The organism is Candidatus Poriferisodalis sp., from assembly GCF_965219595.1.
Taxonomy (GTDB): Bacteria; Actinomycetota; Acidimicrobiia; order Acidimicrobiales; family Poriferisodalaceae; genus Poriferisodalis.
Genome location: NZ_OZ244781.1, coordinates 548,846 through 568,229 on the forward strand (window position 1 = coordinate 548,846; position 19,384 = coordinate 568,229).

The following is a 19,384-nucleotide window of genomic DNA, read 5'->3' on the forward strand; positions in this document are numbered from 1 at the left end:
GAACTCCTCGTCGTAGGCCTCGCCGTCGTCGAACCCGTCGCGGGCGTGGAACTCGACGGCGGCGGTCTGCGCGCCGGCGCCGCGGAACTCGAGGTACCGGTAGCCGACGTGGCTCGGGGTCAGCCGGTTGACCGCCGCCAGCGTCACGCCCGTGCCCGTCGCGGTCATCACGAAGTCGTTGTGGTGCGGCGGCCACGCCACGTTCGCGCTGTAGCGCGGACCTCGCAGCGAATCGACCGAGTCGCATGGCCGGCCGGGATCCGTCGGGGGGCCTGTTTGACCGGATTCGTTACCTGCCCGGCTCGTGTCGCACGTCTCGCCCTCCACGGTGCTGTGGCCCGTGGCCTCCAAGACGAGCGGCACCCGCACGTACTCGCCGTCGGCCAGTGCCCGGCCGAGGGTGACGGTGAGCGACCGGTCCACCCGGCTGGCGTCGCCCTCCGCCATGACTCTCGAAATGTTGGTGTCGGAGCTCGACGTGCGCACCCCGGCGCCGGCCAGCGTGACGGTAGTGGGTTCGTCGTCCACCACCGTCAGGTCACGGGTCACAGCATCGAGGCCGCTGTAGCCGCTGTCGCTGCTCGACACGGCGTAGGTGATGGTGACCGCCGCGTCGGCGGCGTCGCCCGCTATCTGCGCACCCCGGACGGTCACGATCTGCGGGGTGCTCCAGATGCCCGAGTCGCTCGGCGTGAACGTCAACGACGCGCTCGACGAGGAGACAGACGCCACAGCCGTGTCGCCGCTGGTGACCGCCACGGTCACGCTGGCAGACGGCGCGGCGTTGAGCCGCACCTCGTAGGTGTAGTCGCCGCCCTCGTCGACGCGGCCGTCGCCGTCGTCGATGATCACCAGGCCGGCGCCGGGCTCCTTGAGCGTGATGCGGTAGCCGCGCTGCGCGCCCTCGCTGGGATCGTAGTCGTCGCAGGCCACGCCCGAGCAGGCGCCGCCGTCGAGGTTCGTGTCGAAACGGTTGGCTCGCCACAGATCGGAGTGCTGCGGGATGACCACGTTCAAGGTCTCGTTCACGGTGTTGCCGTCGTCGGCCGCGGCGATGATCGCCACTGTGGCCAGGACACTCGACGGCCCGGTGAAGGTCAGCCGGCCGTCGCCGCCGGGCGTGCCGGAATAGGAGACGCCCTTGGCGAACCCGTTGAGCGCAGCGGTGAAATGCGTGCCGAGGGTGGCGCCGGTGAACCGCAGCGGCACCGTCAGCGTCTCGCCGGCCACCAGCGGACGCGCCAGCCGCACCCGGAACCGCGCCCGGTCGGTCACGTCGCCCTCGGTCGCTTCCGCGTCGGGCGCAGTGAACGGCAGCACCCGCACCCGTGTCGCCTCGTCGTCGTCGGTCACCTCGACGGGCACATCGGGGATCGCGATGCCCGAGTACACCACTGCGTCGCCCGCGGTGCCGTCGCTGAACTTGGTGTCGTCCTGCAATACCCGGAAGACCAGGTTCCCGGTGATCGACCCGCCCGGGCTGTCGACTGAGTTGTCCGCCGACACCACGGTGAAGGTCTTGGCGCCGGTCTCGCCGCTCTTCCAGCGGCCCACGATGTACTCGGCCTCGGTCGGGTCGTAGGCCGTGTCGGTGGGCCGCGGGTTGTCACGCGACAGCGCACCGCTGATCCGGGCTATCGGCGACATGAAGGCCGTGCCGTCGAGGTTGGTGCCGGTGCGCACGTCGGTGTCGGCTTTGGCCACCACCACGATGTCGGCGGTCGGCGCGGTGGTCACATTGATCGTGAACTGTGCCTGGCGGTCCGCGTTGTCGCCGTTGCGACTCACCTCCATCATCGACACCGCATCGCCGCCGGGAATGGTCACCGTGGCGCCGGTGCCGCCGGGCACCTGCGAGTCGGCGGCGGCGTCGATCACCAGAATCGTCCAGTCGCCCAGAACCGTGCCGCCGGTGCAGTCCGCGGTGGTGCACAGCTGGACGCCGAACATCTCGTTGTCGGCGTCGGCCGGATTGTCGGCGTTGGCGGTCACCTCGAAGCGGATGCGCCCGCTCAGCGAGTCGACGAACGCCTCAGCGCCGTCGCCGCCGGGCGCCAGCGCCACGGAGCGGCCCCGCCTGTCGGGGACCGACACCGCCACGTCGCTCGACTCGGCCGAGTACACCCCGCTCAGCGGCTTCATCCGCAGGAAGTAGGAGGAACGGTCCGGAATCCGCGACAGCTCGAACGTGCGGGTCTGGCCTTCGGTGAGCTCGGTGCGGTGCAGCACCACGCCCGACGGGGAGACCGCCGTGCCGCCGTCGGCACCGGGCACCACCGCATCCGCATCGGTCACCGAGACCGGCAGGTCTCTCGAGATCGACGCGTAGTCGGCCCCCGAGGCAGTGTGCGACAGAGTGACCTGCCCGTGGTCGGAATCGCCGTCGGGCTCGGCGGTGACCGCCACCCTCTGGGGCTCGTTCCAGTCCGAGGTGGTGAACGAGAGCGTGTCCTGGTCTCCGGGTGTGCCCGCATCGGTGTCCACCTTGAGGCCCGCGCCGGCGTGACCTGACACGGTGACCGTCACCGGTCCGCTCGGCTCGGTGGCCAGCACCACCGTGTAGGCCGACGAGTCGCCCTCGGTCAGCGTCAGCGACACAGCCGAGAACTCCAATGCCGGGTCGTCGTCGGCCAGGACGATCGTCGCCGGCTCGACATCGGGCAGCTCCCCGTCGAAATGAGCCGACCCTGACAGCTCGCCCGACACCGTGATCGTCTCATCGGCCGTGTACACCGAGTCGTCAGTGGGAGTGAGGGTGAACGTCCCCGTGCCCGCGGTCGTCTCGGCGGCGATCTTGATGGAGAAATCCGCGACCGCCGCGAACTTCACCGCATCGCCGGCCCCGGAACCCGCGACGCTCACCGTCACGGTCTCCTCAGCAGAGAACACCGTGGTGCCTCCCAGCGTCGCAGTCACCGTGATCGTCTGCGCCCCGCCGCCCTCGGACACCAGCGCAGAATCAACGCTCAACTCAGCAGACGCCGGCGGGGAGTCATCGTCGGTAATGACGAATATCGAGTTTTGGCGGGCCCCTCGCACGTAACCGTTCCCCGGCAGGAGTCGTACCCTGAGGCTCTCGGAGGTCTCGTGGACATTGTCGTCGATCAGCACCACTTCAAAATCGGCGGAAGTCTGTCCGGCCGGGACAGTGACTGTGCCCGAGTCTGCCTCGAAGTCGATTCCCGAGGCGGCATTGGCACCGTCGCCAGTGATTTCCTCCACCTCGTACTTGACAGTGACGTCCACCGTCGAGGCCTCGGACAGCGTCAAACCCAGGCGACCGATTCCGTCTGCCTCGAGACCGCTGTAGGTACTGCCCGTCAACATCACCGACGGCACCGGCGAGCCGGCCACCTTGAACACCGGCGACATGGCCAGCATGGGACGCTTCTCATCGCGGGGCGACTCGCCTTCCCTCAGGAGCTGGGCCAAGCTGCTGGACCCGTCGTGACCGCGGGTGACATCAGGGCTGGCGCCCAATGGGTAGGGCAATGCCCGACAAGTGTTTCTGGTGCCCGTCCACGGTCCTTTGCCGGACCGCGTACCGCCGGACTCCGTGCGCCAATCCTCCACCAGAGCGGCGCCCCAGAGTGCACGGCAGAAATTGTGGTATCCGCTCGCCAGCTGCGGGCCGTTCAGCCAGAGGATCGGAATGCCCGGTTCGGTGCTGGTCGAGCCGTCAGCCCATGATCCGCTGGCCCACAGCTCCAAGTGCTCCCGAGCCACCGCCTTCGCGGTCGAGCCTTCCGCTCGCGTCGAGCCGATCACCTTGAAGAAGCCGGCATACGGCAACAGGTCGGCATGGCCCCCGGTCGCGGCGGCGTGACGGACGAAAGCGTCGTAGTCGGCGATGTCGCCCGAGGCGGCGTCGCGTTCGGTGCTCGTCACGTACACCAGCCGGAACTCGTCGCCGCCGTTGTAGTCGGCCGGCTTGAGCGGCCAGCCGAACGGCACCTCCACGTCGCCGGTCTCGTCGTCGACCACCACGAACCCCAGCGGCCCGCCGGTGGGCGTTCCGAGCGCCGCCGGCAGGTTCGTCGAGTTCGGCGCCCGGGTCCCGGCGCCATAGTCGATGACGAGGTAGGGCTGGGTGCGCAGGTTGTTGTCGACCGGCTTGAGGCGCAAGGTGGCCGCCGACGCGCCGGCGCTGAAATGCACCGCCGGGTGCTGCGCCGAGTGCGCCCCCGACGTGAGCAGAGCCACCCCGCTCTGGGTGGCGGGCTGCAGCCCGAAGGCGAAGTCGGCGCTCACGGCGGCGCCCTGCACCACCAGCGGCACAGTCACTGTCTCGGCGCCCTCCAACGCCCGGCTGAGGGAGATGGTGACCGTCCTGTAGCCGGCGGTGTCGCCGGCGCCCTCCATCACGTTGCCGTCGCTGTCGCCGTCGGCGCCCGACATCGACACCTTCACCGACGGGTCGATGACGGTCACGTCCACGCTGGGCGGCGACAGGCCCCCGGCCGGGTAGTCGGTGGTGCCGGTGGTGATGGCGTGAGCGATGGTGGCGGCGCCCTCGCCGGCGCCGGTCACGGTGACCTGTTTGGGCGTGTTCCAGTCGGTCGAGTCGAACGACACCGCCGCCGACACGGTGGCCTTGGACGTGTCGCCCGAGGTGGGGGTGACTGTCACGGTGCCGCCGGGGTCGCTGGCGAGCTGCACGTCGTAGGCGACGGTGGCGTTCTCGTTCACCGTCACCTCGCCGGGAGACACCACCACCTTGTGGCCCGCGTCGGTGACTCTCACTACGCCCAGCGTCGAGGTGTTGACCTGACTCTTGTACGGGCCGCTGCCCGCGCTGTTGAACAGGGCGATGTGGTAGCCGTCGGAGTTGGCGGTATCTGCGTCGTCGTCGTACAGCGCATCGATCGTGACCGTCTGCGGGGTGCTCCAGTTGCCCGAATCACCCGGAGTGAACGTGAGCGTGGTCTGATACCCCGCAGTGTCGGGGTCGGCATCCGCCTTGACGAAATCTGCATCATCCGGTTCTCCGTCCAAGACATCGGTCAGCACCGAGCCGTCGCCCAAATAGTCAACGACCTTGACGGTGACCGTTGCATTCGCCTCCGGGTCGATCTCCAGACTGACCTCGAAGGTGCCGCTGGACCCCTCATCGACCGGGTTGCCGCTGCCCAGCTGGGAATAGTCGGCCACCACCTGCGGATCGCGGGCAGCAAAGGTGATATTCACCGTGCCGGCGCCCCCCGAATAGCCGGACGGGCACGAGTCCGCCGGGCACAGGGTCAAGAAGAGAAACTCAGGGTTCTCCGCCTCGTCGTCGGCTTCGGCGGTGACCTCGAAGGTGGCCTCGGTCTGCCCGGCCTTGATCGTCACTTCGGTCGGGAACGACAGGTCGCCCTCCGCCGCAAGGCCGAGATATGTCGGCTTGATCGGGATGCTCACGTCGGCAGTCGGCGCCTCAGACAGCGTCACCTTCACCGTGTGACTGGAACCCTCCCTGATGACGGTGGCCCCCGCCAGCGGCGAGCCGTCGGCGTTCGACCAGTTCACCTGCACGGCGTCGTCATCGACGATGGTGACAGTGGCTGCGGCGGTCTGGCCCAGCCTGGCGTCGAGCGGGCTGGAGAGCTGCACCTTGAAGGTCTCGGCGGTCTCGAGGTCGGCGTCGTCGGCCACATCGACGGTGACGGTCTTGGAGGTGTCGCCGGGGGCGAACTCCAGCGTGCCCGCTGCGGCGGTGTAGTCGCCGGGATGCGACGCCGTGCCGTCTGCGGTGGTCCAGTACACCGAGGCGGGCACCAAGGTGGTGCCGGTCTTGTTGACAGTGAGGGTGACCGTGTCGGCGTCCTCGTCGACGTTGGCGCGGGCTGCGCTGAACGCGAACGGGGGCGCATCGTTGGCGTCGGTGATGATGCCGACGGCGCTGCGGTTGCGGGGATCGACGGGCGGCGCGCCGACGTCGGAGGAGTCGCTGAGGGTGACGGTGAAGTAGTGGTCGCCCTCGTAGACGGTGTCATCGGTGGTGTGAATGATGATCGAGCCCGTCGTCCGGCCGGGGAGGATCTGCACGTTGCTGACGACCGCCTTGTAGTCGGCGGTGGTGGCGACCGCGTAGTCGGGGTCGCCGCTGACACCGCGTCCTGCGGTCACCGTGAAGGGGTAGATGACGCTTCCGGCGGGCGCCGCAGTGGGGATGGTGACGGTGAAGACTGCGTCATTGGCCTCGGCGACAGTGGCGTCGGAGATGGCTGCGCCGCCGACGACGGTGAACAGCTTCTGGGACAGCGCGAACAGCGGCTTGGTCTCGCTGGAGGCGGGCGGGCGGCCCGCGCCGGTGCAGCTCGACGCGCCGACGGCGGGCCCGAGCGGGCTGAGCGTGTTGTCGTCGAGCTTGCCGATGTTCACGTAGTCGCCGCCGACCCGCAGATGCCGGTGCGTATTGGCGCAGGCAGTGGCGCCGCTTTGAGGATGGGCTCGCCCGTTGGCTTCTGAGCCGGTCCAGTAGCCGTTGGTGTCCACGGTGGCCGCAGTGCCGTCGGCGGTGCGGGGGCTGTCCTCGTTCTCCCAGGCGCCGTCGGTGAAGTCGGCTTTGTCGTCGGCGACCTTGTCGCCTCCCACCCAGTAGATCGGGCCTTCAGCGCCGCAGCAGTCTTCGAGGCCCGCCCCGACCGTGGCGTTGCCGCCGCCGTTGACGCTCATCACTGCCCTGAAGGTCTGCGCGTGCGGCTTGAGCGCTTCGACGCCGCCGGCTTTGAGCTGCGAGCCGGTGATCTCTGCCCGCACGAAGGCGTTGTAGTGCGCCCAGCCTGACTGTGAGGCGGCCGTGGCGCCGTTGGTGACGTACAGCAGGCGGAACGAGTCGCCCACGGTCACACCGGTCGGCAGCAGCGGCCAGTCGAGCGGCACCTCGATCACGTCGGTGCGGATTGCATCCTCGTCGTCGTCGATGCCGAACCAGGCTTCGGCGCCGTCTGCCCACGCCTCGACACCGCCGCCGAGGTTGGTGACCGGGGGCAGGAACGACTTCTTGTCGTCGGCGACGAAGGCATTGAAGTCGTTGGAGAACTCCAGCCAGAACTTCTCGTCGTAGCTCTCGCCGTCGTCGAACCCGTCACGGGCGTGGAACTCGACAGTGGCAGTCTGCGCGCCGGCGCCGCGGAACTCCAGGTACCGGTAGCCGACGTGGCTCGGGGTGAGGCGGTTGACCGCCGCCAGCGACACGCCCGTGCCCGTGGCGCTCATCACGAAATCGTTGTGATGGACCGGCCATGCCACATTCGCGCTGTAGCGCGGGCCTCGCAGCCCCTCGACGGTGTCGCAGCGGGGCGGACCGTCCGGCGAACCGTCTCCGTTGGTCGTGTCGCACTCCTCGCCGTCGATGCTGTGGCCCGTCGCCTCGAGACGCAGCGGCACCCGCACGTACTCGCCGTCGGCCAGTGCCCGGCCGAGGGTGACAGTGAGCGACCGGTCCACCCGGCTGGCGTCGCCCTCCACCATGACCTGCGATATCTCGGTGCCCGAGATCGACGTGCGCACCCCGGCGCCGGCCATCGTGACGCTGGTGGCGTCGTCGTCGACCACCGTCAGATCGCGGGTGACGTCATCGAGGCCGCTGTAGCTGCTGTCGCTGCTGCTGACGGCATGGGTGATCGTGACCACGGCATCGGCGGCATCGGCCTGGTTGTCCACACCGGAGACGGTGACGATCTGCGGTGTGCTCCAGATGCCCGGGCCGCTCGGCGTGAACGTGAGCGACGCGCCACCCGACACCGTGGCGGCGGCCGTGTCGCCGCTGGTGACCGCCACGGTCACGTTGGCAGACGGCGCGGTGTTGAGCCGCACCGTGTAGGGGTAAGTGCCGTCTTCGTCGACGCGGCCGTCGCGGTCGTCGACGATCACCAGGCCGGCGCCCGGCTCGGCCAGCGTCATCCGGTAGCCGCGCTGGCCGCCCTCGTTGCGGTCGTAACCGGGGCAGGCCACGCCCGCGCAGGCGCCGCCGTCGAGGTCGGTGACGAAATAGCGCGGCCGCCACGGATCGGATCGCTCCGGGATGCTCACCGCCAATGCCTCGGCCACGCTGTTGCCGTCGTCGGACGCGGCGGTCACCACCACCGTGGCCTCGGAGGCGCCCGCGCCGCTGAAGGCCACCACCCCTGCCGCGGCGTCGAGCTCCGCCCCGGTCGGCGAGCCGTCCAGCGAGATGGTGAAGCCCGTGCCGAGGGTCGCGCCGGCAAAGCGCAGCGGGACGTCGACCCGCTCGTCGGCGACCAGCGCACGGTCGAGCTTCACCCGGAACTTGGCCGTGTCGCTGCTCGAGCCCTCGGTGGCGGTGTCGTCGGCAGGCGACGCGGGCAGCACGCGCACCCGGGTCGGCTCGTCGTCGCCGGTCACCGAGACCGGCACATCGGGGATCGTGATGGCCGAATACACGGTGGCGTTGCCTGGGGTGCCGTCGCTGTAGGCGGCGTCGTCGTTGAGCACCCGGAACACCAGATTGCCGCTGATGGCGCCGCCGGGGCTGTCGACCACGTTGTCGTTGGCGACCACCGTGATCGTCTTGGAAGCCCGGTAGACCAAGTCTTCAGGCAGATTGTTGGCGTCCTTCGGCCGGGCGTTGAAGGCGGCGATGGTGGCAGCGCTGTACCAGTGGCCCACGACGTACTCGGTCTCGGTCGGGTCGTACGCCGTGTTGGGCGCGCCGTCGATGCTCGACGGCTCGTTGTCGCGCGACGACGCGCCGGCGATGCGGGCGATGGGAGACATGAACGGCGTGCCGTCGAGATTCGTGCCCGAACGGACCTCAGTGTCGGCCTTGGCCACGATCACGATGTCGGCGGTCGGCTGAGACGAGAGGGTGATCTCGAAGGTGGCCTGCTTGTCGCGGCTGTCGCCGTTGCGGCTCACCTCGGCCACCGTCACCGCTGCGCCGCCGTGGACCGTGACCGTCGCGCCCGTCGCGCCGCTCACGGCGCCGTCGGCCGCGGCCTCGACAATGGTGACTGTCCAGTCGCCGAGCACGGTGCCGCCGGCGCAGTCCGCGGTGGTGCACAGCCGCAGCCCGAACGTCTCGTCGCCGCCGGCGTCGTCGGACGACGAACCGCTGTAGTCGGCGGCGGCCACCTCGAGGCGGATGCGGCCGGTCACCGAGTCGGGATAGGCCCGCGGCCCGTTGCTGTCGGGGGTGATCGGCGCCAGCAGCCGACGCTCGGGAGCGCGGCCCCGCAGGCGGCCGCTGCTGTCGGCCGTGCCCGCCTCGAAGTCGGCAGCCTCAGCAGAGAACAGCCCGGCCACGCTGGCGTGCAGGTAGTACTCCGGCCGCGACGGCAGGTTGGAGATCTCGAAGACGCGGCTCTGGCCCTCGGTGATCGACGTGCGGTGCAGCACCACGCCGCTGGCCGACACTGCCTGCCCGTCGGGAGCGGGCGGAGCCGACTCGGCCACCTCCACCGCCACCTGCGGTGCCTCCAGGGCCGACGGGTAGGCGGTGGTGGGGGTGGTGATCTGGTGCTCGACGGTGGCGGTGCCGGTCTCGGCGCCGGTCACGGTCACCTTCATCGGGGTCATCCAGTTGCTGGAGTCGAAGGTGATCTGAGTCGGCGACACCGTGGCCGAGTCGGCGGTGTCGGAGGCGAGATCGATCACCACCGTGCCGCCGGGGTCTGACGCGAGGCGCACGTAGTACTCCACGGTGTCGCCGGGGCCCACCGCCACCTCGCTCCGGGACACCACCACGGCGTGGCCGGCGTCGGGCACGGTCAGCACGAAGGTGGCATCGGCGGTGTCGAGGCCGTCGTAGATGCCGCTGGCCGCCTCAGTGTGGTGGCCCACCGTGTAGGAGTGCTTGGTAGTGGCGTCGCCGTCGTATTGGGGGAACAGCCACACGGTGCGCGGCGTGCTGTGGTCGGCGTCGGTGAAGGTGAGCGTGTCCTGGTAGCCCGCCGTGTCGAGGTCGGTGTCGACGAGCACCAGAGCGGACGCGGCCACGCCGTCGGGGTCGTGGATGTCGCCCTGGGGCGCCGAGGCGCCGTCGAGCACCCGCACCGTCAGCGTCACCGGCACGCCGGCGTCGGGCTTGCGGGCGAGCTTGACGGTGTAGCTGCCCGAGCCCCCTTCGGCGATGCTGCGGTGGGCCGCGTTGTCATCGTCGTCGGCCAGCGACGACCGGTCGGCGATCACGTGGCTGCCGTCGACGATGAACATCCGGAACTCTCTGGGCGTCGGCCCGGAGATGTACGGGGCGCTGCATCCGGGCTTGGGGCACACCACCAATGTGAAGAACTCGAGGCCGGTGTCGCCGTCGCCGGCGAGCGCTTCGAAGTTGAAGCCGGCCTCCTGGGCGCCCGAGGGGATCGTGACGGTGGCGGGTAGCGTGTAGTCGGCGCCTCGGGTTGCCGTGCCTCCCGGTTTCACGCCGAGGGCGATGGTGGCGGGGCCGGTCTCGCCGTCGGCCAGCCGCAGCTTGAGCGCGACGGTCTGACCTTCGTCGACCCGCAGGAAGCCGGAGGGTTCCGCGTACGTGCCGGGGTTGCCCGCATCCGGGGCGAGCAGCGTCACCAGCACCTCGTCGTCGACGATCACCACCGGCAGCTCTTGGCGCTTGTTGGTGTAGCCCCCGCCGTTGAGGGTGTGGACGATCGTCTCCCGGTCGTCCTCGTGGTCGGCGTCGTGGGCGGCCACCACGCCGTATCTGATCCAGCTGTCCCATGTTGCCGGGGTGCGGATGAAGGAGTTCGAAGGGTGGAAATTGGGTACGAGGCTCAGATCAGAGGTCGAATAGCCGCTGAGGGTCACCGTCACGTCGCCCGACGGCCGTTCGGAAAGCCTTGCCTGCCATACCCCTGGATCGCCCTCGGGCACGCTCAGCGGAGTCGGCACCAACGGGGTCGAATCGTCCGCGCGGCGGAACACGAGCCCCGGGTCGTCGTCGGCGACGGTCACCTCAGTGGCCGCTGTGGCGCCCACGATGTAACCGCTGCCGGGTTCAAGCGTCAGCTTGACGGTCTCGGGCAGCTCGGTGAGATTGTCGTCGGTGACGGCGACGGCGATGCTCGCCGATGTGGCGCCCGCCTTCACCGTCACCGTGCCGGCGAGCGCCGTGTAGTCGGCGCCGGAGGCGGCGGTGCCGCCGCTGTCGGTGTATCTCACGGTGATGTCGCTGGTGGGTGCGGGCGCCACGCCCAGCACGGCGTTGACGGTGCGGCTGGCCGACGCCTCGGTGGCCGAGTACGAGGCCGAGGCGAACTGCACCACGGGGCTGGAGACCGTCACGCTCACCGCCGTGTGCTGATCGGCCTGGCTCGAAGCGGGGTATGCCGTGGTGCCGGTGGAGGTGCGGTGGTTGATCGTGGCCGTCGCCGACGGCTGGCCGCCGGTGCCCGCGCCGGTGACGGTCACCGCCTGGGGCGTGCGCCAGTTGTCCGAGTCGAACTCGAGCGTGGCCGGTGCGAAGGTGATCACGCCGGCGCCGGCGCTGGGGGTGACGACCACCGTGCCGCCGGGGTCCGAGGCGAGGCTCACGGTGTAGTCGGCGGTGCCGTTCACCCCCACCGTCAAGGCGGCAGGCGAGATCACCACCGCATTGCCCGCGTCGGGCACCCGCAGCACGAAGGTGGCCTCGGGAGTGGCGCGGTCTTTGTACCCGCCGCTGGCGGCATCCACGTGGTGGCCGACGGTGTAGGCGTTCTTGGCGGAGGCGTCGCTGTCGTACTGCGGGTACAGGTGCACGGTGCGGGGCACGGCCCAGTTGCCGTTGCTGTCGCCGCTGCCGCTGCCGTCTCCCCCCGCGGTGAAGGTGAGCGTGTCCTGGAAGCCCGCCGTGTCGGGGTCGGTGTCGACGAGCACGGCGTCGGTGGCGGTCGTGCCGTCCACATCGTGGATGTCGGCTTGAGCGACCATGTCGCCGTGGAGCACCCGCACCGTCACGGTGGCGTCGGCTGTCGGATCCCCGTCCAGCGCCAGGGTGTAGCTGCCGCCGGCGCCTTCAGCGATCGACTTGCCCGAGGTGTCGTCGTCGGTCAGCCCTGTGACGTCCTTCACCACATAGGTGGCATCGCGGATAATGACACTGGTCTGCCATGGCGTGGGCCCCGTGCTGCTCGACTGGTAGGGCGCAGCACAGGCCGGCTTGGGGCAGACGGTCAAGTCGAACCTTTCGTTTGACTCAACTGAGAAGCCCAAGTCGTCCAGGAACGCTTCGATGGTGAACGTGGCGCTGGACTTCCCGGCCGGGATCGTGACCAGCTTGGGGACGGTGAAGTCGTCGGACCCCTCTGTGTTGAGTTCGTTGACCTCGATCGGAATTTCGGCCGGGCCTTGGTCTCCGTGGGCCAGCCTGAGGGTCAGCGTGAGGCTGTCTCCCTCACGGATGACGTAGCCACCCCGCCCTTCGGCCACTTCGACGAGCACCTCGTCGTCGTCGACGAAGATCTGCTTTCGGTATGTCGACTGGTTGACGTCGATGTCGTAGCCGCCGCCGGTGGCCGCGTGAAGCGTGTAGGCACTCCGATGGTTGTCGGTGTCGGCATCGTGTTCGGTGGACACGGTGACCGTCTGGGGCTTGTCCCAATCGGCCGGGGCGAAGGTCAAGGTGTCCTGGCTGCCCGGTTCGCCCGCATCGGTGTCGATGCTCAGCTTCTTGCGGTCGACGCCTACGGGGCTGACCGTCACGGTCACCTCGGCGGTGGGCTTCGCACTGAGCGCCACGGTGTAGGTGGCGGTGCTTCCCTCGTCGAGCTGCACGGCAGCGGGGTTCGCAGGCGAGAACACGAAGCCCGCCTCGTCATCATCGAGGAGCGTGAGCACGAGGTCGGCGATGTCGATGGCGTCGTAGTCGTCGTCGTCGGACGCCGAGGCGTGGGTGATGGCGGCGGTGCGCGATCCGCCCGAGTTGAGCAGGTCGTCGTCGACCACGTTGTACTGAACCCGTTGCGGCGTGGCCCAGTTGCCCGAGCCGCCGCCGGTGAAGGTGAGGGTGACCACGCTGCCCTTGGCGCCGCCCGGCTCGCTGATCTTGACGCTGTCGGGGTCCGAGGAGGTGACGGTGACCGTCACGTCGTGGGTGGGCTGGGTGCCCAGCACCACCTCGTAGAAGAGGTCACCCGAGGCCTCCGATACCGCTTGAGCGCGCTCTGAGACCTTCACGCCGGTCTCGGAGACGGTCACGGTCACGTCTTCGCTCACCGAGGCGTAGCCGCCGCCCGATGCGGCATGGGTGAGGGTGATCGTGTCGGCGTCGTTGTCGTTGTCGGCCTCGGCGTCGAGGGTCACCGTCTGGGGCTTGTCCCAGTCGGCCACCGGGAACGTGAGCATGGTCTGGCTGCCGTCGGTAGAGGTGTCGGTGTCGACGGTGAGGTCGGTGCCGGCCTGGCCGGTGATGGTGACGGTGACCGGCGCGGTGGGCTGGGAGGTGAGCGCCACCGTGTAGGTGGCCTGCTCGCCTTCGAGCAGCGTGAGCTCGGCCGCGGCCGGCACGAAGGCCAGCCCGGCGGTGTCGTCGTCGACGATGCGCGCCAGCACCTGCCTGCCGCTGGTGGCGTCGACCACACCGGCGGGCAGGGCGCCGAACTCGAGCGCCGCGTTCTCCAGTTGGGGCTCGTCGAGGTCGTCGTCGACGGCGGTGAACGTGATCGATCCGCTGGTGGCGCCCTCGGCGATCACCACGGTTCCGCCTCCCGACAGGGTGATGTCGGCGGCGGAGGCCGCGCTTCCCGACTTGAGCCGCACCGGCAGGCTGATCTGCGTGCGAGCCGGGGTGTTGACGGTGGCGGTGACGGTGGCGGTGCTGCCCTCGGCCACGTCGTCGAGCAAACCCCCGTCGACGGTGAGCTTGGCTTGATAGCCGTCGGCCAGCAGCACCGGCGAGATGCCGTACATGGGATGGGTGCTGGCCGGGTCGGCCTCCACGTCGCCGCCGGCCAGCCACCCCTTGTTGGTGCTGGTGATCGACCCGGTGCGGATGTCGGCGCCGGCGCCCAGCGGGCCGCCGCTGGCGCCCAGGTTCGATTTGGCGCCGTTGATGTGGGTGCCGGTGTAGATCTGGGCGGCGTCGCTGCCGCGGGCGGTGCCGGCTTCGCTGTGGATGTCGTAGCTGGCCCAGCCCGAGCGCTGGAAGAAGTGGGTGTAGTTGTCTGCCAGCTTGTCGCCGCCGTTCCAGTACACGGCGATGCCGGCGTCGCCGTCGGCGCGGGAGCCGTCGGCCGCGTTGGGGTGGATGCCGATGCCGATGTGGGTGCCCGCGTCGGTGGAGGCGGTGGAGCCGACGGCCCCGAACAGCCCGCCGTAGGGCTGGATCGACGAGCGTCCGCCTGCGGCCACCAGGCCTTGTATCCAGGCGTCGTAGACGGCGATGTCGGATGCGGTGGCGTCGCGTTCGTCGCTCGACACGAACAGCAGCCGGAACTGCTCGCCGGCGCCCACGCCGGAGGGGATCAGACCCGAGGCGGTGGTGACCACCAGCGGGCCGGTCTCGTCGTCTTCGATGACGACCACGAACGGTCCGCCGGCGGAGGTGACGCCGCTGGCGATGCCCGCCCAGGCGATCTTGCCGGGCGTGATCGCCACCGCGGGCTGGCTGCGGGCGTTGTTGTCGACTGCGGTGAGGCGCAGCGTTGCCTCGGTAGCCCCTTGGGCGAGCTGCACTGCGGGGTTCTGCGCCGAGTGCGATCCGCTGGTGGCCAGCGTCACGCCCGCCTGGGTGGCGGGGTGCAGCCCGAACGTGAAGTCGGCGCCCACGGTGGCGCCCGACACGGCGAGCGGCAGCGTGATGGTCTCTCCGGTGGCCAGCGCCCGGCTGAGCGCGACGGTGACGGTGACATGCTCGGTGCCGTCGCCCGCGCCCTCGGCCACGCTGCCGCCCGAGGCGGTCACGGTGGCGGCAACGGCGGGCAGGTCGTCGTCGGTGAGGGCGATGGTCTCGGCGGTGACGGTCTTGCCGACGAGTGTGCCCGACACGGTGATGGTCTCGTCTTCGTCGTCGAGCGCGTTGGCCGCGGGGGTGAGCAGGAAGCTGGCCTCGCCGGTGTCGGCCTCGGCGGCGATGGTGATGTCGAAGCTCTCGACGGGCGTGAAGCCGACGGTGTCCTTCTTGCCGGAGCCGGCCACGGTCACGGTCACGGTCTGGAACGCGGCGAAGCGGGTGGCGCCGTCGACGGCGGCGGTGACGGTGACGATGGTGGCGCCGTCGCCCTCGGCCACGGTGTCGGGGCTGGCGGTGAGGGTCACCCCTGTGGGCGCGGCGTCATTGTCGGTGATGGTGATGGCTGTCTCGGCGATGCTGCCGATCTGGTAGGCGTCGGCGGCGGAGAGAGCGATCGTGATGGTCTCGGCGTCGTCGTCGACGTTGTCGTCGGTGATCGCCACGTCGAACGACGCCGACGTGTCGCCGGCGGGGACGGTGACAGTGCCTGCGGGCGCGGCGTAGTCGGCGCCCGAGGTGGCGGTGCCGCCGGTGACGCGGTAGCGCACCACGAGGTCGGCGCTGGGAGCGGCGTCGACGTCGACGGTGACGGCCACGGTGCGCGCCCCCGACGCCTCGCCGCCGCGGTAGGCGGCAGCGGCGAACGACGCGGCGACCCTCTCGTCGGCCACCACCACCTTGACGGGCGCCAGGCCGACGGTGCCCGCGGTGTAGTCCTCCGCGTCGCTCGAGGTGATGGTGTGGCTCACCGACGTGGCGCCGGCATTGGCGCCGGTGACGGTCACCTGCTGGGGCACGTTCCAGTTGCCGGCGTTGAAGCTGAGCGCGGTGGCGGGCACCGTCGCGATCCCCGCAGCGGCTGATGTCGGGGTGATCTCCACCGTCTCGCCGCTGTCGGGGGCGCTGGTGAGATGCACGCTGTAGTCGGCGGTGCCGCCGCTGGGCATCGCGGTCACCTCAGCAGGCGACACCGCCAGCCCGGGCCCGGCGTCGATGACCGGGATGTCGTAGATGTGGTCGCAGTTCCTCCCGTTGAGGTCTTCGTTCTTGTCCCAGGCGTACGGGCCGCTCGCCGCGGACGGGCAGTGGTACAGGCTGTTCTTGACGCCTCTGCCGCCTCCGCCTACGTTGTCGTCGGTGTCGCCGTCATAGAGGGCGCGCACCGTGACGGTCTGGGGGACGGCCCAGTTGCCGTTGCTGTCGCCGCTGCCGCTGCCGTCGCCGCCCGCGGTGAACGTGAGCGTGTTCTGGTCTCCCGCTGTGTCGGGGTCGGTGTCATAGGCGAAGAAGGGATCCTCGGCAACAGCCGGCACCTGGACGCCGTCGCCGTCGATGTCGGTTGCCTCGGTGACGGTCACCGTCACATCGACCTGCGGGTCGGCCCACAGCCTTATCGTGTACGTGTCCGCCGGGCCGCCCTCGAGCAGTTCGGGGCCGCTGACGGCGGGGTCGGTGGCGAGGCTGTTCTCGGCGACGATGAAGTGGATCGTCGGCGGCGACTGACCCGACGTGTAGCCCGAAGGACAACCGTCGGCAGGGCACAGAGTGACGGTCAGCAGCTCGTTGTTCTCGCGGGCGGTGTCGGCCAGCGCTTCGAAGGTGACCAGCTTCTCCTGCTCGCCCACGGCGAAGCTCACCTCGGTCGGCAGCCCGAAATCGGGATCGGCGCCGGCGGACGGCGCCAACGCCTTGCCGACGCGAGGCGTGGCGGTGACAGCGCTCACGCCGAGCGGGATCGACACGGCCTCAGCGGCCGGTGCGCCCAGCCTCACCTTGAACGAATAGCTGTGCCCCTCCGCCACCGACTGCGTGCCCGGCAGCGCCTCGTCGTCGGCGGTGGTCCACGACACCGTCACCGGCGTCTCGTCGTTGACGATCCTCACTTCGGCGCTCTTCACAGTGAATGTGCTGTCGCCCGACAGCACGCCCGACACCGACACCGTCTCGTCGCTGTCGAACACCTCGTTGTCGGTGGGGGTCAGCGTGAAGCTTGCAGACGCCTCGTCGTTGCCGGCGGGGATCGTGATGTCGAAGTCGCTGACCGCGGCGAAGCCCACCACGCCGTCTTCGCCCGAGCCGGCCACCGACACCGTCACCGTCTGGTCGGCGCCGAAACGCGACGTGCCGTCGACCGCGGCGGTCACCGTCACCTTGGTCGCGCCCGCGTCCTCGTCCACCGCAGCCGGATGCACCGACAGCGTGATGCCCGTGGGCGCGGCATCGTCGTCGGTCACCGTGATCTCAGCAGAAGCCACCGTCGCCGACGACGGCGCAGCCACCCCAGACACCGTCAGCGTCTCGGTGCCCGACGCGAACTTGTCGTCCACCGGCGTGAGCGTGAAGTCAGCCGTGGCCGACTCTTCGCCGGCCGGGATGGTGATGTCGAAGTCGCCGACCGCAGCAAGGTCCACCAGCCCGTCGGTTCCCGTGGGCGCCACCGACACCGTCACCGTCTGGTCGGCCGCGTAGCGGGTGCCGCCGGTCACGGTGGCCGTCACCGTCACCTTGGTGGCGCCTGCGTCCTCGGCCACCGTGGCTGCGCTGGTGGACAGCGCGATGCCGGTCGGCGGGTCGTCGTTGTCGCGGATGGTGAAGGTGTGGCTGCTCTTGGCGCCGACGAGATAGTCGTCGTCGCCCACCAGCACCAGCCGGAACTTCTCGTCAGGCTCGTCGAGGATGTCGTCGAGGATCCGGATGACGATGTTGGCGCTGGTGGTGCCGCCCGGAACGGTGAGGGCGCCCGAGAACGCCTGGTAGTCGTGGCCGGAGGTGGCCGGTGGGTTGCCCACCGGCTCCACCCGATAGGCGATCGTCAAGGTGTCTGAGGGCGCCGGCGAGAACGTCACCTCCGCGTTCTTGGGGTTTGCCGCGTGCTGCTCGTTGTGCAAGTTGTTGTCGCTCCCGAACTCCACCACGGTGCGGGTGTCGGCCGTCACCTCGAACACCGGCGACATGGCGTACATGTGGTAGCGGTTGCCGCGGGGCTCGAGTCCGCAGTCGATGTTGCGTTTGCATGTGGAGCCGGAGTTTCCGTAGCCCCTGTCGAAGACAATCGATATGTTCTGATTGGGCGCGCCCAGAGGAAAGGCCGAAGACTTTTGGCATCGGTGGGTCGTGCCGGTCCACACATGGCCGCCCGTGTTCGCGGTTCCCGCCTCGTTGCGATAGTGATTCGTCTGAGCGGGATCCTGTCCGGCCTGGCCCGTGTTGTCCCATCCGTCGCCGTCGCAGAAGTCGAAGTAGTTGTCGGCCAAGATGGCGCCGTTGTTCCAGTAGACCGGTGTGCCCGAGTCCGTCGCTGTCGTCGAGCCGTCTGTCCATTTCGAGCCGTCCCACAGACCGCTGTGCCTCCTCGCAACCGTGTTGGATCCGCCGCTGCCGGTCGAGGCGAACGCCTTGAAGAAGCCGAGGTAGGGCAGCAGCGCCTTGTGGCCGTCGTCGACTGCGGCTCGGCGGACGAAATCGTCGTAGTAGGCGATGTCGTCGTTGCGGGCATCGGTCGTGTCGGTGGTCATGTAGAGGAGCCGGAAGCTGTCGCCCTGGCTGAGGCCCGACGGCACCAGCGGCCAGTTGGCGGGCACCTTGACGAGCCCGGACTCGTCGTCGGCGATCGCGAACTCCACCGGCGATCCGCTGCGGCCCACGATGCTGATCCCGCTGGAAACGCTCGGCGCCCTGGCGCCGCTGCCGTAGGCGATCACCACGTAGGGCTGGGTGCGGGCCGAGTTGTTCAGCGCCGCGAAGCGCAGCACGGCGCGGCGGGCGCCGGCGCCGAATCGCACCGCGGGGTTCTGGGCGCTGTGGGGTGCGTCGGTGAGCAGCTCCACTCCGGTCTGCGATGGCGGTTCGAGCTTGAAGGTGAAATCGGCGCCCTGGTCGGCGCCCGAGACCGTCAGCGGCACGGTCACGGTCTCGGTGCCGGTGAGCGTGCGTCCGAGGCCGATGCTGATGTCCTTGGTGGTAGCCGCCGTGCCGCCGCTTTCGGCGACATCGCCGGCGGGGGCCCACATGGCGATGCGCACGTCGCCGGCGCTGTCGCCGTCGTCGGCGATGGTGACGGTGGCCTCGGTGTATGAGGCGGCCAGGTCGTAGCCCGCGCCGTCGATCAGCCTCAGCACGATCGTCTCGGCAGGGTCGACGTCAGTGTCGTCGCGCACCCGCACCGCGATGTCGGCAGAGGTGTCGTCGGCCTTGACGGTGACCGAGCCGCTGAGGGGCGCGAAGTCGTCGCCGCTGGTGGCTGTGCCGCCCACCTGGTAGGCGATGGTGCGGTCTGTGGGCCACGCCCGGTCGAGGTTCACCGTCACCGTCGCCTGCCGGTCGCCGGCCGCCTCGCCCGCGGTGTGAGCCGTGCTCGCGAACGACGCCCTGGCGCCCACGCTGGTGATGACCAGGGCCTTGACCGAGGTGTCGCGGCTGAACCCGCCGCCCGATCCGGTGGTCTTGTAGGGGCCGGTCTCGGGGCTCAACCTCAAGATGACCGTCTCGGGGGGCTCGCCGTGGACGGTGTCG

1 protein-coding gene (only partly in view) is annotated in these 19,384 nt (G+C 69.7%); it reads right to left on the reverse strand.

All 19,384 nt of this window come from inside a single coding sequence — locus ACOQPE_RS02340, Calx-beta domain-containing protein, on the reverse strand. Of the gene's 60,603 coding nucleotides, 17,621 precede the window and 23,598 follow it; the stretch shown corresponds to coding positions 17,622-37,005 — codons 5,874 (partial) to 12,335 (complete); the first complete codon in reading order (the gene reads right to left) occupies nucleotides 19,381-19,383. The start codon and the stop codon both lie outside this window.